Annotated in this window: 15 protein-coding genes and 2 pseudogenes; 16 read left to right on the top strand and 1 reads right to left on the bottom strand. The window is 36.0% G+C overall.

The features are described 5' to 3' along the window. Nucleotides 1–164: 164 nt before the first annotated feature. On the bottom strand, nucleotides 165–356 hold the full coding sequence (gene rpmB, locus NT145_02640) for a 50S ribosomal protein L28 (protein MCX5781590.1): 192 nt from the start codon (nucleotides 354–356) through the stop codon (nucleotides 165–167). Nucleotides 357–420: 64 nt separating this feature from the next. Here rpmB and recG point away from each other — a divergent pair, with 64 nt between their 5' ends. The 16 genes and pseudogenes from recG to uvrB all read left to right on the top strand — a co-directional run bounded on the left by recG (nucleotide 421) and on the right by uvrB (nucleotide 19,553). Next, nucleotides 421–2,520, top strand: a complete 2,100-nt coding sequence (recG, locus tag NT145_02635) for an ATP-dependent DNA helicase RecG (protein MCX5781589.1) — start codon at nucleotides 421–423, stop codon at nucleotides 2,518–2,520. 142 nt (nucleotides 2,521–2,662) lie between these two features. Beyond that, nucleotides 2,663–3,151 (top strand): pantetheine-phosphate adenylyltransferase, encoded by a 489-nt coding sequence (gene coaD, locus NT145_02630; GenBank protein MCX5781588.1) that lies wholly within the window; start codon nucleotides 2,663–2,665, stop codon nucleotides 3,149–3,151. Nucleotides 3,152–3,171: 20 nt separating this feature from the next. Next, nucleotides 3,172–4,239, top strand: a complete 1,068-nt coding sequence (locus NT145_02625) for a type IV pilus twitching motility protein PilT (GenBank protein ID MCX5781587.1) — start codon at nucleotides 3,172–3,174, stop codon at nucleotides 4,237–4,239. Between the two features lie 41 nt (nucleotides 4,240–4,280). Continuing rightward, on the top strand, nucleotides 4,281–5,510 hold the full coding sequence (locus NT145_02620) for a type II secretion system F family protein (GenBank protein ID MCX5781586.1): 1,230 nt from the start codon (nucleotides 4,281–4,283) through the stop codon (nucleotides 5,508–5,510). 88 nt (nucleotides 5,511–5,598) lie between these two features. Then, nucleotides 5,599–5,688, top strand: a pseudogene (locus NT145_02615) (prepilin-type N-terminal cleavage/methylation domain-containing protein). Nucleotides 5,689–6,422: 734 nt separating this feature from the next. Further along, complete coding sequence (gene rsmH / locus NT145_02610; protein ID MCX5781585.1) at nucleotides 6,423–7,304, top strand: 16S rRNA (cytosine(1402)-N(4))-methyltransferase RsmH; 882 nt, start codon at nucleotides 6,423–6,425, stop codon at nucleotides 7,302–7,304. Then, a complete protein-coding gene (locus tag NT145_02605) occupies nucleotides 7,304–7,567 on the top strand; it encodes a hypothetical protein (GenBank protein ID MCX5781584.1) in 264 nt (87 codons plus the stop codon). The genes rsmH and NT145_02605 overlap by 1 nt, the downstream gene beginning before the upstream one ends. A gap of 38 nt (nucleotides 7,568–7,605) precedes the next feature. Further along, entirely contained in the window at nucleotides 7,606–9,306 is a 1,701-nt protein-coding gene (locus NT145_02600) for a penicillin-binding protein 2 (GenBank protein MCX5781583.1), read from the top strand. A 10-nt stretch (nucleotides 9,307–9,316) separates the two neighbouring features. After that, entirely contained in the window at nucleotides 9,317–10,819 is a 1,503-nt protein-coding gene (locus NT145_02595) for a UDP-N-acetylmuramoyl-L-alanyl-D-glutamate--2,6-diaminopimelate ligase (protein MCX5781582.1), read from the top strand. 24 nt (nucleotides 10,820–10,843) lie between these two features. After that, the gene (locus NT145_02590) at nucleotides 10,844–12,214 is read left to right on the top strand and encodes a UDP-N-acetylmuramoyl-tripeptide--D-alanyl-D-alanine ligase (protein ID MCX5781581.1); all 1,371 of its coding nucleotides are present in this window, start codon (nucleotides 10,844–10,846) and stop codon (nucleotides 12,212–12,214) included. Nucleotides 12,215–12,244: 30 nt separating this feature from the next. After that, nucleotides 12,245–13,208, top strand: a pseudogene (mraY, locus tag NT145_02585) (phospho-N-acetylmuramoyl-pentapeptide-transferase). A gap of 6 nt (nucleotides 13,209–13,214) precedes the next feature. Next, a complete protein-coding gene (gene murD / locus NT145_02580) occupies nucleotides 13,215–14,567 on the top strand; it encodes a UDP-N-acetylmuramoyl-L-alanine--D-glutamate ligase (protein ID MCX5781580.1) in 1,353 nt (450 codons plus the stop codon). Next, entirely contained in the window at nucleotides 14,560–15,681 is a 1,122-nt protein-coding gene (ftsW, locus tag NT145_02575; protein MCX5781579.1) for a putative lipid II flippase FtsW, read from the top strand. The genes murD and ftsW overlap by 8 nt, the downstream gene beginning before the upstream one ends. Nucleotides 15,682–15,693: 12 nt before the next feature. Then, nucleotides 15,694–16,761: an undecaprenyldiphospho-muramoylpentapeptide beta-N-acetylglucosaminyltransferase gene (gene murG / locus NT145_02570; GenBank protein ID MCX5781578.1), complete on the top strand. Its 1,068-nt coding sequence runs from the start codon at nucleotides 15,694–15,696 to the stop codon at nucleotides 16,759–16,761. A 57-nt stretch (nucleotides 16,762–16,818) separates the two neighbouring features. Beyond that, nucleotides 16,819–17,559 carry a 5'/3'-nucleotidase SurE gene (surE, locus tag NT145_02565; GenBank protein MCX5781577.1) on the top strand — a complete coding sequence of 247 codons (741 nt, stop codon included), beginning with the start codon at nucleotides 16,819–16,821 and terminating at the stop codon, nucleotides 17,557–17,559. After that, nucleotides 17,538–19,553 carry an excinuclease ABC subunit UvrB gene (gene uvrB, locus NT145_02560; GenBank protein MCX5781576.1) on the top strand — a complete coding sequence of 672 codons (2,016 nt, stop codon included), beginning with the start codon at nucleotides 17,538–17,540 and terminating at the stop codon, nucleotides 19,551–19,553. The genes surE and uvrB overlap by 22 nt, the downstream gene beginning before the upstream one ends. Nucleotides 19,554–19,619: the final 66 nt, after the last annotated feature.

The following is a 19,619-nucleotide window of genomic DNA, read 5'->3' as shown; positions in this document are numbered from 1 at the left end:
AATTGTCCAATTAAACTATATGCTTAAAAGCGGAGATATATGCGAAATTCTCACAAAAAGATCCGCAAAACCTAATAATCACTGGCTTGAATTTGTTTTAACGGCGAATGCTCGTTCAAAAATTAGAAAATTTTTAAGGGAAACTGAAAAAAAATAAAGACTTGTTAACCTGCTTTTCGGACTTTGCCGGATTTTAGACAGGAAGTGCAAACATAAGAACGAACAATCTTTCCGTTTAAAATAATTCTTTGACGCCGCAGGTTAGGTTTGAATACTCGCTTTATATGTCTTCGGGAATGACTTATAGTGTGTCCGGAAGATGGTTTTTTACCGCAAATAGAACATTTAAAAGACATAATTTAACCTCCAATTAAACAATAAACTAAAAATATACCAAATTTGGGAAATCTTTGCAAGCTTATGCTGGATCAAAATATTCAATTTATTAAAGGCGTCGGACCTAAAAGAGCTTCTCTTTTAAAAAAAATGGAGATAATGACAATTAAAGATCTTTTAGGTTATTTTCCTCGTGAATATGAAGATAGAAGAAATATTAACTCAATTTCTTCAATAGTGCCTGGACAAAAAATAATTGTTAAAGGAAAAGTGGAAACAACAGAAGAACTAAAACTTACTCGAAATCTTTTGGCATTTAAAATAAAAATAAACGATGGGACAGGTATAGCATACGGATTGTTCTTTAGGAATGTTAATCCCTATTATAAGATTGACATATTTTCTTACCTTAAGAAAGCTTTAGTTAAAGACACCGTCGTTTATTTAAGCGGAGTCTGCGAATATAATTTTGGACAAAAACAAATTAGAGTTGAAGATTACGAAATCCTAAAAGATAAAAAAGATGGTGCAAATTCAGTAACGCAATTTGAAAGAATAGTTCCGGTCTATCCTCTCACGGAAGGAATCAGCCAAAAATTAATAAGAGACCTTATTAAAAAATGTTTAAAAGACTATGTTGAAGAATGGCCCGATATTTTACCTGAATATTCTGATTACAGAAAAATGACAGGGGTGAAAGATGCTCTAAATCAGATACATTTTCCTGAAGATTTCAAAAGGGCTGAAACGGCAAGGCAAAGGCTTGCGTTTGATGAATTTTTTCTTTTAGAAACAGCTCTCAGTCTAGCCAGGAAAAAAGATGAAAAAATAATTAAGAATAGAGCTTATGAATTAAAGAAGAATTTGCTGACTCCTTTTCGTGAAAAATTAAAATTTGAATTTACTCAATCCCAGAAAAAAGTTATAAATGAGATATTTGACGATCTGAGAAAACCGCAACCCATGCATCGGCTGCTTATGGGAGACGTTGGTTCGGGAAAAACTGTCGTTGCCTTAAGCGCGATGCTTTATGCAATTGAAAACGGGTATCAAACGGTTCTTATTGCCCCCACCGAAATACTTGCTGAACAGCATTTTTTGACTATTTCTGATATTTTAAAAGACTTATCAATAAAAATTACCTTACTCACTGGTAAAGTATCAGGCAAGATTAAAGAAAAACGAAAAATATTGCAGGACATTTTTTCAGGCTCGGCTCAAATTATTATCGGGACTCACGCAATACTGGAAAAAAGCGTAAATTTCAAAAATCTTGCTCTCATTGTTATTGATGAACAGCATAAGTTTGGAGTAATACAGAGAGCTTCGTTGCAGCAGAAAAGCAGTTCTCCTGATGTTTTGATTATGACTGCTACTCCCATTCCGCGCACTTTGGCCCTCACAATTTACGGAGATATGGATATTTCTAAAATAGAGCATCTGCCTCCGGGAAGGCAGCCTATTGAAACTCTTCATTTAAATCCTGAAGCTGCCTATGAAATAGTTAAACAGGAGATAAAAAAAGGAAACCAGGCTTATATAGTCTACCCTCTAATTGAGGAATCAGACAAAATTGAACTCAAGGCAGCGGTAAAAGAAGCCGAGAATCTATCCAAAACAATATTTAATGGCTTCAAAGTAGGTTTATTGCACGGACAAATTTCTTCCAAAGAAAGAGAACAAACAATGCTGGAATTCAGGGCGCATAAATTTGATATTCTTATTGCGACCACTATTATTGAAGTCGGGATAGATATCCCGAATGCGACTGTAATGGTTATTGAACATGCAGACAGGTTTGGCCTGGCAACTTTGCATCAGCTTAGGGGAAGGATAGGCAGAGGCTCCCAAAAATCTACATGCATAATAGTAGGAGAGGTTGTAACGGAACAATCTAAGAAAAGAATCAAAGTTATGTTAGAGTCATCAGACGGTTTTAAAATAGCTGAAGAGGACCTTTTAATTCGCGGCCCGGGGGAATTTTTCGGGACAATCCAGTCTGGAATGCCGAATTTTAAAGCCGGAAATATTATTACGGATTTAAAACTCATAGAAGATTCAAAAAATCTCGCTGCAAATGTGATAATGTCTGATCCGGAACTGTCTAGAGAAGATCATAAGAAACTGAAAAATGAAGTTGTTCAGAGTTACGGGAAGCATTTTAACCTGTTCAGAGTAGGTTGACCCCGTATGAAGCTGTAAAATGCTTCGTAGAAAGTAAAATAGTGATAGTTCGTATTGTGTATTATTAGCTGATAAACAAAGTGAATATTATGCAGCTTTTTACGGGGTTGACAAAATCCCTAGAATTTATTATATTTTCAAGATGAAGTGCCCAACAGCGGTATATCCTGGAAGCTTTGATCCACCGACGAATGGTCATGTTGATATAGTCTATCGTGCAACTCAGCTTTTTCCGAAGGTAATAGTGGCGGTAACCAATAATTCGGTAAAAGATACGGCTTTTTCTTTGAATGAGCGTATTAAAATGCTGAAGGATGCGACCAGGGGCTTACAAAAAGTTGAAGTTGTCTCCTTTGAAGGTTTATTAGTAAATTATCTAAAGAAACGGAAAGCATCCGTTATAATCCGGGGTTTAAGGGCTATATCAGATTTTGAATACGAGTTTCAGATGGCTTTAATGAATCGAAAACTTGATGCAAACATAGAAACCGTATTTCTTATGCCTGATGAAGCAAACACATATCTTTCATCCAGCCTTGTAAAAGAGGTTGCGCGTCTGGGCGGATCGGTAAAGGGTTTTGTGCCGATTTTTGTTGAAAAAAACTTGAAAAAAATAAACAGCAACAGATAGTACTTAAAGGAGAATATACGATGTTAAATATGCAGGATCTGCTGATTTCATTTTTTGACAAGAAAGCTTCAGATCTACATTTGGTTGCCGGGCTTCCTCCGATGTTTAGGATTGACGGAGAAGTGCAGCCTACCCACTATGATGTTCTTAGTGCGGAAGTATGCCAGAAACTAATTTATTCAATACTCAATGAAGAACAAAAAGAACGTTTTGAAACAAAGAATGAACTTGATATGTCAATAGGGATTCAGGCAAAGGGACGAGTGAGAATCAATGTATTCAGGCAAAGGGGGGTAGTAGGCGCGGCATTGAGGGCTATTCCTCAAAAAATATTTTCGTTTGAAGAGTTGAATCTTCCTCCCGTGGTTCATGAAATAATGAAACTGAACAAGGGCCTTGTGCTAGTAACCGGAGCTACAGGCTCAGGAAAAACTACGACGCTGGCTTCCATGATAAATTTTTTAAATGAAAACCGAACAAGCCATATTATTACAATAGAAGACCCCATTGAATATGTGCATTCCCATAAAAAATGTATTATAAATCAAAGAGAGGTTGGTTCGGACACTTTTTCATTTCCAACGGCGCTAAAATATGTTCTGCGTCAGGACCCGGATATCATTCTTATCGGTGAAATGAGGGATCTTGAAACTATATCGGCGGCGTTAACTATCGCTGAGACGGGACATCTCGTGTTTGCTACTTTGCATACAACTGATGCCGCGTCTTCAATAAACAGAATGATAGACGTTTTTCCGCCTCATCAACAGGCTCAAATAAGGTCCCAGCTTTCATTAGTTCTTCAGGCAGTATTTTCACAACAGCTATTGCCTCATATAAGCGGAACAGGAAGAATTTTGGCGTGCGAGATATTGATAGTAAATCCTGCTATACGAAACCTTATTCGCGAGATGAAAGTGGAGCAGATTTATCTTGCGATGCAAACCGGCTCAAAATTCGGGATGCAGACAATGAATCAGGTTCTGTGCGATTTGTACGCCCGTCAAAAAATTTCTTATGAAACGGTTTTAAGTTCAACTAATGATGCTGACGACGTGAAAAGAATTCTTCAGAATAATCAAAAATAGAATGCATTCTAGTATTCTTAAATTTGGAGGGAGGTCTTAAAATGGCCCAATTCAGTTATACAGCTCGTTCCATTACGGGAAGTATAAAAAAAGCAATTTTAGAAGCTCCGGATCAAAAGACTGCAATGCAGCTTTTGAGAGCTCAAAAGCTGATTGTAATGGAGATTGTCGAGAAAAAACCTAACAATCTGATTGAAATACTAAAAAGCTTAAATCCTTTTAAACCGGGTGTAGGTAATAAAGAATTAGTTCTTTTTTCAAGGCAGTTTTCAACTTTAGTAAGTGCCGGAGTTCCTATCGTTCAAGGTTTATCAATACTCGTTGAACAGGCTTCCTCTCCCATTTTCAAGAAAATTCTAAAATCAGTCAGGGAAGATATTGAACAAGGTATTTCTATAACGGAAGCAATGAAAAAACATCCGGAGGCATTTTCGGAACTTTATGTTTCAATGATTAAAGCCGGAGAAGTCGGTGGAATTCTGGATACTATTTTAGAAAGATTGTCTTCTTATCTTGAGGCAGCCGAAGAACTTAGGGGAAAAGTAAAAGGTGCAATGGTTTATCCTTCCGTTGTGCTTTCCGTGGCCGCATGTGTTACACTCTTTTTACTTATTTTTGTAATTCCCACATTTCAGACTATTTTTGCGGGTTTCGGGACAGAGCTTCCTCTTCCAACCAGAATTCTCATAGGATTATCTAATTTGTTAAGAAAACTTATTCTATTAATTATTGCTTTTCCCTTTGTGGTATTTATTGGTTATAAGCAATGGAGAAAAACAGAAAAAGGTTTAATTATAACAGATACTTACGCGCTTAAAATCCCGGTTTTTGGTACGCTTTTGAAAAAAGTAGCTATTGCAAAATTTTCAAGGACTTTTGGCACTCTAGTTAAGTCGGGTGTGCCTATCCTTCAAGCGCTTGATACTGTGGCAAAAACCAGCGGCAATAAAGTGATAGAAAATGCCATAGAAAAAGCAAAGGAGTCTATCCGAGAAGGGGAAAGAATGTCCGAACCTTTGAAGAAAACGGGTATTTTTCCGCCGATGGTTACTCAGATGATAGCAATAGGCGAAGAAACGGGAAATCTTGACACTATGCTTTCAAAGATAGCCGATTTTTATGATCAGGAAGTGGACGTTGCCGTGAAAGCGCTGACCAGCATGATAGAGCCTTTAATAATGGTCGTGATGGGTATAGTTATTGGAGCAATTGTTGTTGCAATGTTTCTTCCGATGTTTGAGCTCGGACAACTTGCGGGCAAACAAGGGTAAAAATCTTGAGAAAGAATGGTCTTGACAAACATTTTTATTTGCGATACAATTTAGATGTCAGATTAAACAAAAAAAGGAGGTGAATATAATGAAAAAGATCAAAGGTTTTACATTAATTGAGCTGATGATCGTTGTAGCCATTATAGGTATTCTTGCTGCAATAGCAATACCTAAATTTGCCGACCTTATCCGTAAATCAAACGAAGGCGCAACGAAAGGAAATCTAGGAGCTCTTCGCAGCGCGGTATCAATTTATTATGGAGAACAAGAAGGATTGTTCCCGTCCGATGATTTAACTATACTTACATCTCAAAATGGCAAGTATATCAAAGAGATACCACGTTGCTATGCTGCGGGACATCATACACCGCAAAATACAGTAGTTGTAACTGCTGCAAGTGGTAGTGAAGTTGTTACTCCTGGTGCTTGGGGATATGAAACAGACAGTCCTCCCAATTCAGGAAAACAAACTGGTGATGTGTGGGTGAATTGTATACATACCGACACCAAAAACGGGACATGGCAAGACTATTAATTTCTTAGTTTTTTTTAATAAAAGACCCTCTCTTTTGAGAGGGTCTTTTTATTTTGCTCATATTCATAAATGCTCTGAAAATACTGATAAACCCAGATTTTTCAATAGAAAAATCTGCGCAAGTGCCGCACCATTAAAAAGCGCTGAAAAATGAAGCCCTTTCAATGCGTCTCAGATGGAAATCGCGCGAACAATTTCTTTGAACATATGATAAATGGTGCGGGGTTAACCCAGCATGTTGAAAACGTGCTGTCCCCTCGTCCCTTCGTCCCTTCGTCCCTTCGTCCCTTCGTCCCTTCGGGACAAATTTTACAACCTGTTGCAAAATTTGGGTAAAAATATTGTTTGAAAGGCATGAAATATGATATCATAACCTAATGAACACTCCGTCATATCATACACCAGTAATGTGCGAAGAAACAGAAAAATATCTAATTAATAATTTAACCGGAACCTACGTAGATTGTACGATAGGCGGCGGCGGCCATAGCTTATATTTATTAGAAAGATACCAGGAAATTAAAATAATAGGTTTTGACCATGACAAAAATGCAATTGAAGAATCAAATAAAAATTTATCAAAATATTCAGACAGAATAAAACTGGTTAAAGAAAATTTTAAGAATATACGTAAATTCCTGCGGGATAACGGAACAGCATTTGTTGATGGAGCATTGGCAGATTTAGGTGTATCGTCAAAACAATTGGATGACGAGTCAAAGGGATTTAGTTTCAAATCTGATAATCTTGATATGCGTATGGATCTAAGTCTTGAAAAAAATGCCCAAGATATTATAAATACTTATGATAACAAAAGTTTGACTGAGATATTTTACAGATATGGCGAAGAAAGATTTGCCGAAAAAATAAGCCGCAAAATAATAGAAGAACGAGCAATAAATAAAATTATTTCAGGTAAAAGACTTGCAGAAATCGTAGAAAAAGTTAAAAAAAGGGACAGCCATATCCATCCTGCAACAAAAATATTTCAAGCTCTGCGAATTGCTGTAAATAAAGAGCTTGAAAACTTGTCAGCTTTTCTAGCGGATTTACCGTTTATTTTATCTCCCGGAGGCAAAGCTGTAATTATAAGTTATCATTCCCTTGAAGATAGGATCATCAAAAATTCTTTCAGAGATAATGCCAAAAATGGCATCTATAAAATATTAACTAAAAAGGTAATAACAGCTTCAGAAGATGAAAAAAGAAGAAATAACCGATCAAGAAGTGCCAAGTTGAGGGCGGTTGAAAAATTATAATGTCATTTAAAAATATTGCACTTATAGTAATTTTCCTATTTTTCTCTTCTCTTTTTTATATTTGGCAAAGGACACAAAATATAAGACTAGGATATGAAGTAAGCGATTTGCGCTTTCAATGCGAAAAATTGTCGCAAGAAAATATTAATTTACAGTTGCGGATAAGTTCTTATCTCGCGATGGAAAAGCTGGATATGGTAGCTAAAGAAAAAGGCTTATTGGTTCCGGATGATAAAGATATCATATATTTGGAAAACAAATAAAAAAATGTTTAAGCAAGATCTAAAAAACTGGTTTAAAAATGATCAATAAAAAAGGCGCAATATTACCATTTATTTTGTTTGCTTTAGGATTTTCATTTTTGGCAGTACGGCTTTTTTTTATCCAAGTTTGGGAACATGAAATATTAAAAAAAAAGGTTGATCAAATAAGTGTTCGCGAGAGGTCAGAGTCTTCACTTAGAGGGTCTATTTTTGACAGATTCGGTCGTGTTCTTACAGTCAGTTCTAAGGTTTATACTTATTTTGCTGACCCAAAAATATGCAAAGGGCTAAAGGAAATATCAGCCGGACTTAAAAAATTAAATATAAATTTTAACAATCGATCAGTAAAGTGGAATAAAGATTCGTCATATGTGCCCTTATTAAAAAATATTGACGGTGAAACAATGCAGAGAATAAAAAGCCTGGAAATTAAGGGTACCGGTTTTACTACGGAATATATCCGCAAATATACTGAAGACAGGATGGCCTGCCATCTTATCGGTGTGGTCGGTGTTTCCGGGCTGGGCTTAAGCGGTATTGAATTTTCAAAAAATAAAGAACTTATAGGCGATAAATACAATATTTATAATTTTCGTGACGGGTTGGGAAGGGAAATCCCTGAGACCTTTGTAAAAAGCAAAGAATTAAAAGGATTTGATGTATACTTAACAATAGACAAAAATCTTCAGTTTATCGCCGAAAAAGAAATTGAAAATGCCTACAATAGTCTGCATCCCCAAAAAGCGATGGTTATAATCCAAGACCCGAATTCGGGCGAGATTCTTGCCATGGCCTCACGGCCGAATTTTAATCAATATGATTTTTCAAAAAACAAAGAAAGCTTAAAAAATTATGCCGTAAGCGATATCTTTGAACCCGGTTCAACTTTCAAAATTGTGACTATAACGGCGGCGCTTGAAGAAAATATTGCCAAACCGACAGATACAATTTATTGCGAAGACGGCCAATATGTTTTATATGATCACTCTATAAAAGATCATGAAAAAAAAGGATCACTTACCGTCAATGAAATAATGGAATATTCTTCAAACATCGGGACCGCAAAACTTGGCCAAAAACTTGGCAAAGAAAAACTTTTTCAATATATTCGGCAGTTTGGATTCAACAACAAGACAGGAGTTGATTTGCCCGGAGAAACAAAAGGGATGCTCAATCCGCCTGAAAAATGGAGCGGCTTATCCGTTGCAGCACTTTCGTTTGGCCAAGAAATTGGAGTTACTGCTCTTCAAATGATAAATGCATATTCAGCAGTAGCAAACGGAGGCATTCTTTTAGAGCCAAAGGTTGTCAAGAGTGTTAAGGGTCCATCAGTAATGAAAGAGGATTTTGAAGTAAGAACAATCAGGCGTGTTGCAAGGCCTGAAGTTATTAGAGAAATTCAGAGAATGCTTGTAAATGTTGTAGAAAAGGGCACAGGCCAAAATGCGAAAATCTACGGTTATAGAGTCGGCGGTAAAACAGGGACGGCTCAGAAAAAAGATTCAAAAACAAACCAGTATTCTTCCACTGCTTTCGTATCTTCCTTTTGCGGTATTGTTCCTATGTCTTCACCCAAACTGACAATACTTGTTGTCTTAGACGAGCCTAAAGGCGATTATTGGGGATCCTCAACAGCTGCCCCGATTTTTAGAAAAATTGCTTCACAGGCTGTCCGTTATCTTAAAATAGCTCCTGATGCTGAGATAACGCAATCAAACAACAAAAAATTAAACAGCTAAAGGCAAAGAAATGACAATAAAACTTTATGAAATTCTTCCTAAAACAGGATATGATGTTTATGGCCCTGCAAATATTGAAATAAAAGGTCTATCATATGATTCCCGCAAAATAAAAGAAGGATATATTTTTATTGCTCTAGAAGGAAAGCACTTTAACGGCAGTCAATTTGTTAAGAAATCAATTGATTCCGGTGCCGTGTCATTTGTGACAGAAAAATATATACATATAAAAGGAGCGACACAATTAGTGGTTAAAGATCCTTTAATTGCAATGGCTGAGCTCTCGTCCAAATTTTATCAACAACCGGATAAGAAAATTTTACTTATCGGTGTTACGGGAACTAACGGAAAAACGACAATCACTTATTTCCTTGAATCAATATTTGAAAAAGCAAAAAAGCCGGCTGGAGTTATTGGGACAATAAATTATAGATTTAAGGGGAAAATATTGACGGCACCAAACACAACTCCGCAATCGGCGGATATTTATGATATGCTGAACCAAATGGTAAAAGAAAAGAGAAAAACTGCGGTTATGGAAGTGTCTTCTCACGCATTGGCGCTTAACCGGATTGCAGGACTGGAATTTGATACGGCTGTTTTTACTAATTTAACCAGAGATCATTTGGATTTCCACGTAACAATGGAAAATTATTTTGAAGCAAAATCAAGACTGTTTACAGATTTGAAAAAAGGAAGAAAAGATTTTGAAAAAAACGCGGTAATTAATATTGATGATCCTTGGGGCAAGAAATTATTAGGGATGATTCAAGAAGCGAAAACAACTACTTATGGACTTAACAAAAAGTGTGATATTCGGGCAGAAAACATAACAATAACAAGCAAGGATACAAGATTCAGATTGTTGAGCCCTTACGGAAATACTAACATAAAGTTGTCGCTTCTAGGCCAGCATAACGTGTATAATGCTTTAGCTTCGGCGGCGGCTTCTTTAGTCAACGGGATACCGCTAAAAACTGTTAAAAAGGGCCTTGAGGGTCTAAAAAAAGTACCCGGAAGGCTAGAAATAGTAAAATCAAAAATGCCGTTTACTGTCGTAGTTGATTACGCTCATACGGATGATGCTTTACACAATGCTTTAAATGCACTTTGTAAACTGAAGCCCAAAAGGATTATTACTGTTTTTGGTTGCGGCGGGGATAGGGACAAAACGAAAAGGCCATTAATGGGAGCTATAGCGGCATCCCTAAGCAATTTTGTTTTTGTAACTTCCGATAATCCCAGAAGCGAACAGCCGGAAAAAATAGCCTTGGACATAGAAATAGGCATAAGAAAAAAGCATAAGAATAACTATCGGATAATTCTGGACAGGGAGCAGGCTATAGCAGACGCGGTAGCTATGGCTAAGAAAGGAGATATATTGCTTATTGCGGGTAAAGGCCATGAAAATTACCAGATAATAGGCGATCAAAAAATACATTTTAACGATACCGAAATAGCCAAAAAATATTTAAACAATCTTGAAAAACAAAATTTATCTAACTTAAAATAGTTTAAATTTAAAAAAACTTTTTTTATGGAAAACCTTTTCCTTAATGAATTAATCAAGGCTGTAAACGGCGAATTTTTAATAGGAAATCCGCGAGAAACAGTTGAGCATATTTCTATCGATACGCGAACTTTACAAAAGGGAGATTATTATTTTGCTATTAAGGGAAACCGTTTTGACGGACATAAATTCGTTAAAAATGCTGTTGAAAAAGGCGCAAAAGGGATAATAATTTCGGAAAAAGAAGTTGATTTTGGAAATCCTTTTCCAACGGTACCTTCGGTTATAAGAGTTGAGGATACCACTAAGGCTCTGGGGGATTTGGCATTGTATTATAGAAAAAAGTGGAATATTCCTCTGGTAGCAATTACGGGATCAAACGGCAAAACAACGGCCAAGCAAATGCTTTTTTCAATTCTCAGTAAGAAAGGAAAAACCTTGTGCAATCAGGGAAATTTTAATAACCAAATAGGCCTTCCTTTGACTCTTTTTGAATTATCAAAAGAACATCAATTTGCGATAGTGGAAATGGGAACTTCTTTGCCAGGAGAGATTGCGCGGTTAAGTGAAATTGCTATGCCGGCTATAGGAGTAATAACAAACATAGGCTATACTCACCTTGAGAATTTCAAGGACAAAGAAGGCGTTTTTGAAGAGAAAAAGACTCTTTTTAATAATTTGAAAACCGACGGATGCGCGGTAATAAACATTGATGATGAATATCTCAAAAGATTAATTTCAAATGATAAATATGCTAAAATTACTTTTAGCATTAACTCTGAATCAGATATAAAGGCAGATAACATTGACTTAAGAAACAAAGGGGTATCTTTTGATCTTCATATTTCAAGTAAAACGATTAGAGTACATCTGCCGGTTTACGGTATTTTTAATGTTTATAACGCAATGGCAGCTTCTTGCGCAGCATTTAAACTAGGCATTGATATTGATTTAATAAGAGACGGGCTTCAGAGCTATTCTCAGCCCAAAATGAGAATGGAGATAATAGAACTTAAAATCGGAGCAACTGTAGTAAATGATGCATACAATTCTAATCCCTCATCGGTAAGAGAATCTATAACTAGCATGATTCAAGCTTTTCCAAACAAAGAAAAGCTGGTTGTATTGGGGGATATGCTTGAGCTTGGCCAGGATTCTGAAAAATTTCATTCAGAACTGGGGGATTTTATTGATTCCCAATTTCTAAATAAAATTTATCTCTACGGCCCTCAAATGAAAAATACTTTTACTTCAATCCGGAATTCATCGGCATTATATTTTAAAACTAAGGAAGAACTTCTTGCTGAACTGCAAAAATATTTAAACAAAGATTCAGTTGTTTTGTTTAAAGCTTCGCGTGGTATGGCGTTAGAAGAAGTAATAAATAAGCTTATATAAAAATTTTATTGAGACTAAAAGGAGTTAAAAATGTTTTATCATATTTTCTATTCTTTAAAAGATGTATTTTCTCCGTTCAATGTTTTTCAATATATAACTTTTCGCTCGGCCGGAGCAATTTTAACCAGTCTCATTTTAAGTTTTATCTTAGGCCCTTTTTTAATCCGATATTTAAAAAAGCTTAAAATCGGTCAAACTTATTTTAATTCTTTTAATCAGCACAATTTTGTTAGGCTTTTTGGGATTCTGGGATGATTATTTAAAGTTAGTAAAGAAAAATCCTAAAGGGCTGAATGCTCGCAAAAAATTAATGTTTCAATGTGTTTTTGCGTTCTTAGTTTCATTATATCTATGGTATTATCCTGCGGATATGTTTTATCAGTCAAGCATAAATATCCCGTATCTAAAAAATGTTTTTATAGATCTTTCAGTAGCGTATATTTTATTTTCAATGCTAGTGATAGTGGGCAGTTCAAATGCGGTAAATTTAACTGACGGCTTAGACGGGCTGGCTATAGGCAGCCTAATAATTGCGGCTGCTACATTGGGCCTTTTTTCATATTTTGCGGGCCATTATAAAATTGCCGAATATCTGCGTATTATTCATGTGCAGGGGGCCGGAGAAATCTCAATTTTTCTTGCCGCTATGGTCGGGTCAGGGTTAGGTTTTTTATGGTTTAATTCATATCCGGCTGAAGTCTTCATGGGAGATACCGGTAGTTTGTTTTTGGGCGGTACTCTCGGCCTAATAGGTGTTTTTATTAAACAAGAAATAATTCTTGCGGTAATCGGCGGCGTTTTTGTAATGGAAGCTTTGTCAGTAATATTACAGGTATATATCTTTAGAAAAACGGGAAAAAGAATATTCAAAATGGCTCCTCTGCATCATCATTTTGAACTTTCCGGCTGGGCCGAGACTAAAGTAACAACACGTTTTTGGATTATAAGCATCATTTTGGCGCTAGTAGCTTTTGCTTCGCTAAAACTTCGTTAATGAAAGATGAAAAAATTGTTTAAAGGCAAAAGATTATCAATTTTAGGTTTTGCTAAATCAGGAATAGCTTCAGCTAATCTTGCTAAATCCTTAGGCGCAGTTGTTTTGATAAGCGACATAAATAAAAATATAAAAGCCCAAGATAAATATAAAATTACAAAAGGGATAGAAATTGAGCTTGGGAAACATTCTTCAAAAATACTCAGGGCCGATCTTATTATTAAAAGCCCGGGCATTCACAATGATATTGATATCCTAAAAAAAGCGAGAAGGGAAAATATACCGGTATGGGGAGAAATTGAGTTTGCATACCGTCTAATAAAGCCAAAAAAAATACTTGCTGTTACGGGTACAAACGGAAAGACAACCACAACAACTCTTTTAGGAAAAATATTTAAAAAGGCAGGCCATAAAACAGTTGTTGCGGGAAATATCGGCCATCCGCTTGCAGGTTTAGTTAAAAAAATTGATTCAAATACGCATGTTGTGCTGGAAGTTTCAAGTTATCAGTTAGAAGATTCTTTTAGTTTCCATCCTAATGTCTGCTCAATTCTAAATATCACTCCAGACCATCTTGAACACCATTATTCAATGAAAAATTATATTAAAGCAAAAAAAAGAGTATTTAAAAATCAAAATTCTAAAGATTTCTGCATTTTAAATTATGATGATCCCATTTGCCGCAAAATTTCCGAAGCATGCCCCTCAAAAGTTGTTTTTTTCAGCAGGAAGAAAATACTTAATAAAGGGGTATTTTACAAACAGGGGAAAATATGTGTGAATATCGGGAAATTGAAATATAAGTTTGGGGCTCAGTTTAAAATTCCCGGGATGCACAATATTGAAAATATATTGGCGGCGGTAGCCATGGCCAGTGTCTCAAATATTAAACCCTCAGTGATAAAAAAAGCAGTTTATTCTTTTACGGGGGTCGGGCACAGAATAGAGTTTGTGTCTAAAATAAACGGAGTTAAATATTTTAACGATTCCAAAGGCACTAACGTGGACTCTGCAAGGGTTGCTCTTGAATCATTTGATAAAAATATTTGGCTGATTCTTGGAGGCAGGGATAAGGGTTCTCCGTATAAACCTTTATCTGATCTCATAAGGGAAAAAGTTAAAGGCGTATTTCTTATAGGTGAAGCTGCAAGCAAGATAAAAAATGAACTAAAAGGAACTACGGCTATTTATGATGTTAAAACAATGCAGAATGCTGTTAGTAAAGCTCATGCTTTTGCCAAGAAGGGAGATATAGTTCTTTTATCTCCTGCTTGCGCGTCTTTTGACCAGTTCAATGATTATGAAGACCGCGGAAGACAATTCAAAAAAATGGTAATAAGCTTAGAAAAAAATGCATAAATTTACAAGGTTATACCGCATAGACGGCTGGCTTCTTATTATTATTGGCGCATTAGTTTTTATCGGGACGATAATGGTCTTTTCATCCAGCGTTATTATGGCTGAAATTCGCTGGCAAGCCCCGTATTCTTTTTTCATTAAACAGATCATGTGGGTAATTATCGGAAGTTTTGCTCTTATTTTTATGTCGCAGTATGATTATAAAAATATACAGAAGTTTGCAAGGATATTGTTAATCCTTAGTATCATATGTTTGATAGCTGTTCTTTTGATCGGTTCGGAAAAAGGGGGAGCAAAACGGTGGTTTAGGTTTGGTTTTATGAGTTTTCAACCGTCTGAATTAGCCAAAATTGCTGTAATAATAGCTCTAGCCGATTATTTTGATAGAAAAAAAAGTAAAATAAATAAAATTAGCGGTATTCTGCCGGTTTTTCCGATGATTTTTCTGCCGGTAGGACTTATTTTTATTGAGCCTGATCTCGGCATACCAATTATCATAGTAACTGTCGGATTCCTGCTTATGTATGCGGCCGGTGCAAAATTTTCGCATGTTTTTGGTTCGTTTATTATTTTTATCCCTGTAGTGATATTTGAGGTTTTAAGAAAACCTTATCGCCTTGAAAGATTAAAGCATTTTTTTTCATCCTGGAGCGGGATAGAATCAACTACATATCAAATAAGTCAGTCAATTATGGCTCTCGGATCAGGAGGCTTTTGGGGAAAGGGTTTAGCCGCGAGCCAGATGAAATTATTTCATCTGCCCGAACCCCATACTGATTTTATTTTTCCGATTATCGGCGAAGAATTAGGCTTTATCGGTACTTCGTTTTTGATTTTTCTTTTTATGGTTTTTGCATGGAGAGGATATCTTATAAGCAAAAACAGCCAGGATTTTTTTGGGGCATTACTGGCATTAGGAATTACATGGCTTATTGTATTCCAGGCTTTTTTTAATATAGGGGTTGCTGTTGGGATTCTTCCTGCCAAGGGGCTGCCTTTACCTTTTGTTTCGTTCGGAGGAACATCTCTTTTGCTTAATCTTGCTTGCGTGGGTATACTTTTGAATATTTCTAAGCAGTCAAATAATATTAATCTTATTGCGTTAAAACGCTAAAAAAGTAATTTTATGAATAATACTATTTTAATTGCAGCTGGAGGAACGGGAGGCCATATTTATCCCGGGCTTGCGCTTGCCCGCGTAATTAGAGAAAGGGGATCAAAAGTATTATTTGTTATTAAAGAAAACGATCCAAGTAAAGAAATCTTAAATAATGAAAAATTTGGCTTTATTGAAATACCTGCCTTCGGCCTTCCAAGAAAATTTTCTTTGAATATCTTTAAATTCTTGCTTTTTTTATTTCTTGGATTTTTTAGGGCATGGAGAATTATTAAAACTATTAAGCCTAAGGCAGTTTATGGAATGGGAGGATATGTATCATTTCCGGTAGTTTTGGCCGCAAAACTAAAAGGATTCAAGGTAATAGTTCACGAACAAAATGTTTTACCCGGACTGACAAACCGAATATTGTCAAAGTTTGTTGATAAAGTTGCGATAAGCTTTAATGAATCAATTAAATATTTTAATTCAAAAAAAGTTGTTTTAACGGGAAATCCGTTCCGTCCTGAAATATTCAAAGTATCTTATGAAGATTCCATAAAAAAATTGGGACTGATCCCGAATAAATTTAGCGTTTTAGTTTTTGGCGGAAGCCAAGGCGCGGCTTTTATTAATCGTTGTGTCTTAGAGGCATGGAATACTTTAAATTCTTTTAAAGATAGGATGCAGTTTATCCACATTGCCGGGAAAAAAGAATATGACCGGCTTAATACAGAGTATAATAAAGCCGGTATTCCGGGAAAGGTATTCCCTTACATAAATGATATTGGAAACGCATATGAAGCCGCTGATCTAATTATCTGCCGTTCCGGTGCTATGACTATCTCTGAATTAAAGATCTTAAATAAACCGGCGATACTAATCCCTTTTCCGTATGCAACAGCCAATCATCAGGAGTATAATGCCCGTATGTTGGAAAAAGAAGGTAAAGCAAAAGTTATAATTGAAAAAGATCTTAATCCTGAAAAGCTTGCCAAGGAAATAACGGACTATTTAAAATCTTTTTCCGGACATAAAAAAGAATTAAAAATACCTAAAGTTTTACCCCAGGATATTTTAGCGGATTTAATATTTTAGAAGTCCTGATAAATAGAACTTTGCGCACTTTGCTTTAAGAAGGCCATATTAAAATATATGAAAAATATCCTTGTTACCAATGACGACGGAATATACGGTCCAGGACTATGGCCTCTGCTTAAAGAGCTTAAAAAAATAAGCAATGTAATAGCAGTTGTTCCCGAAAGAGAACGCTCCGGAACAAGCCATTCCATTACTTTGCATAAGCCGTTAAGAGTAAAAGAAATAGAGAAAAATATATATATTGCCAATGGCTCGCCGGCAGACTGTGTTAAATATGCCGTGAGAGCACTTTCAAAAAACGGCATAGACCTTGTTATTTCCGGAATAAACTCCTGTCCGAATCTAGGACAGGATATTGTTTATTCGGGGACTGTTGCAGGTGCAAGGGAAGCGGCAATACTTAATATTCCGTCATTTGCTATTTCGGTTTCTGAAGAACAAAAAGGGATCTTTAAAACCGCGGCAAATATTTCCGCAAATCTTGCCAGGAAAATATTTGACAGCGATTTTCCGTATCATATTTATCTTAACGTCAATATTCCCAAAAATATTAAAGGTATTTCAATAACTTCTTTAGGGCGAAGAATTTATGATCAAAAAATTGAAGCAAGAACCGATCCGAGAGGGAAGAGATATTATTGGCTTTCGGGAAAATATTTATCCGGCGTTAGAAAAAAAGGCACTGATATTACAGCTGTGCAGAATGGCTTTATTTCTATCACTCCTTTACATTTGGATCCCACAGCCAGAGATTTATTCGGGGTATTTGATAAGTGGACAAACGATTTAAGTTAGTTTCAGATTTTAAACCATCCGGCGATCAGCCTTCATCTATTGAAAAACTTTACGATGGGATAGTAAAGAGTAAAAAGAATCAAGTCTTATTGGGGGTAACGGGTTCGGGAAAGACTTTCACAATAGCAAATGTTATTGAAAAACTGCAAAGGCCGACTCTTGTTATTTCACCGAACAAAATACTTGCCGCACAATTATACGCGGAATTTAAATCTTTTTTCCCTGAAAATGCGGTAGAGTATTTCATTTCTTATTATGATTACTACCAGCCTGAAGCATATGTTCCGCAGACAGATACCTACATAGAAAAAGACGCTTCAATAAACGATCATATTGACCGGTTAAGGCTTAAAGCTACTTCATCTCTTACAGAAAGAAAGGATGTAATAATTGTCGCTTCTGTTTCCTGTATTTATAATTTGGGATCTCCCGAAGAATACCGGGATCTTTGCGTTTATATTGAAAAAGGGAAAACAAAAGCGCGAAATGAACTCCTTTCTGAACTGGTCAACATTCACTACGAAAGAAACGATATGGAATTTATACGCGGGAAATTTCGCGTTCGCGGAGATACAATGGAAATTTTCCCGGCGTATCTCGAAACAGCATTGCGTGTTGAATTTTTCGGTGATAGCATAGAAAAGATCAGTGAAATTAATCCTTTAACAGGCAAAACATTATCTGAAAAGAGTAATACCTCTATATATCCCGCTAAACATTTCGTGACTACAAAATCAAAAATTGAAGAAGCTATAAAAAATATAAAAAATGAACTTTCTGAAAGGCTTGATGAACTAAAAAAACAAAATAAACTCCTTGAAGCCCAGCGTCTTGAGCAGAGGACGAATTACGATATGGAGATGTTGGAGCAGACCGGATTCTGCCACGGAGTAGAAAATTATTCGCGTCATTTAGCCGGAAGGCCGAAGGGTTCAAGGCCTTTCACTCTGATAGATTATTTTTATTCATCTGATAAAAAAGGAGAATTCTTAACCGTTATTGATGAATCCCATATTACTGTTCCTCAGATCAGGGGTATGTATGAAGGCGATAAAAGCAGAAAACAGACCCTTGTGGATTTCGGGTTCCGTCTGCCCTCAGCGCTTGATAACCGGCCTCTGAAATTTAACGAGTTTGAGGATCTCGTTAAAGATGTAATTTATGCTTCTGCAACGCCGGGCCCTTATGAAATACAAAAGGCTAGGGGAGAAATAGCTGAACTAGTTATAAGGCCGACGGGATTAATTGATCCTGAAGTAATAATTAAGCCGATAGAAAATCAAATTGAAGATTTGATAAAAGAAATAAACAAAACTGTTGAGAATAAAAACAGGGTACTCGTTACAACGCTGACAAAAAGAATGTCAGAAGATTTGGCTGAATATCTTTCAGGGAAAGGTTTAAAAGTTCAATATCTTCATTCTGAAATTGAGGCACTGCAAAGAATTGAGATACTGAAAAATTTAAGACTTGGCAAATTTGACGTTTTAGTAGGAATTAACCTTTTAAGAGAAGGCCTGGACCTTCCGGAAGTGGCATTAGTTGCGGTTTTAGATGCAGATAAGGAAGGATTTTTAAGATCTGAAACTTCCCTTATTCAAGTATGCGGAAGGGCAGCTAGGAACGTTGAAAGCAAAGTAATATTTTATGCGGATAAACTGACAGGGTCTATTAAGAGAGCTATTTCTGAGATGGACCGCAGAAGGAAAAAACAAATGGAGTATAACAAAGAAAATAATATTACTCCTCGTTCAATAATAAAAGCGGTTCATGAGCTTGAAGAATTTCAGTATCACGCTAGAAAAGACGGACTGCAAGCGATTTTATCTGATGATGGTGAAAAATATATAACCTCTAAAAACTTATCATTTGTAATTCAGGAACTTGAAAAACAGATGAGAGATGCCGCTGATAACCTTGATTTTGAGTCAGCAGCTGTTTTCAGAGATAAGATTATAGAACTTAAAGAAATGTCCGCTTCAAAAAGAAAATAATTTTAAAACATAAGCATATTTTGGTAGAATTATTGTTAATAAAGGCAGGTAAAATGAAAGATTTAG

The organism is Elusimicrobiota bacterium, from assembly GCA_026388075.1.
Taxonomy (GTDB): domain Bacteria; phylum Elusimicrobiota; class Endomicrobiia; order Endomicrobiales; family JAPLKN01; genus JAPLKN01.
The sequence above is the reverse complement of the archived record's forward strand: the minus strand, read 5'-3'. Positions and strand labels throughout refer to the sequence as shown.

What these genes read in the sequence shown, in the direction of transcription:
- rpmB (MCX5781590.1), bottom strand. Translation starts at nt 356, where the DNA reads ATGTCTTTTAAATGTTCTATTTGCGGTAAAAAACCATCTTCCGGACAC.
- recG (MCX5781589.1), top strand. Translation starts at nt 421, where the DNA reads ATGCTGGATCAAAATATTCAATTTATTAAAGGCGTCGGACCTAAAAGA.
- coaD (MCX5781588.1), top strand. Translation starts at nt 2,663, where the DNA reads ATGAAGTGCCCAACAGCGGTATATCCTGGAAGCTTTGATCCACCGACG.
- NT145_02625 (MCX5781587.1), top strand. Translation starts at nt 3,172, where the DNA reads ATGTTAAATATGCAGGATCTGCTGATTTCATTTTTTGACAAGAAAGCT.
- NT145_02620 (MCX5781586.1), top strand. Translation starts at nt 4,281, where the DNA reads ATGGCCCAATTCAGTTATACAGCTCGTTCCATTACGGGAAGTATAAAA.
- rsmH (MCX5781585.1), top strand. Translation starts at nt 6,423, where the DNA reads ATGAACACTCCGTCATATCATACACCAGTAATGTGCGAAGAAACAGAA.
- NT145_02605 (MCX5781584.1), top strand. Translation starts at nt 7,304, where the DNA reads ATGTCATTTAAAAATATTGCACTTATAGTAATTTTCCTATTTTTCTCT.
- NT145_02600 (MCX5781583.1), top strand. Translation starts at nt 7,606, where the DNA reads ATGATCAATAAAAAAGGCGCAATATTACCATTTATTTTGTTTGCTTTA.
- NT145_02595 (MCX5781582.1), top strand. Translation starts at nt 9,317, where the DNA reads ATGACAATAAAACTTTATGAAATTCTTCCTAAAACAGGATATGATGTT.
- NT145_02590 (MCX5781581.1), top strand. Translation starts at nt 10,844, where the DNA reads ATGGAAAACCTTTTCCTTAATGAATTAATCAAGGCTGTAAACGGCGAA.
- murD (MCX5781580.1), top strand. Translation starts at nt 13,215, where the DNA reads ATGAAAAAATTGTTTAAAGGCAAAAGATTATCAATTTTAGGTTTTGCT.
- ftsW (MCX5781579.1), top strand. Translation starts at nt 14,560, where the DNA reads ATGCATAAATTTACAAGGTTATACCGCATAGACGGCTGGCTTCTTATT.
- murG (MCX5781578.1), top strand. Translation starts at nt 15,694, where the DNA reads ATGAATAATACTATTTTAATTGCAGCTGGAGGAACGGGAGGCCATATT.
- surE (MCX5781577.1), top strand. Translation starts at nt 16,819, where the DNA reads ATGAAAAATATCCTTGTTACCAATGACGACGGAATATACGGTCCAGGA.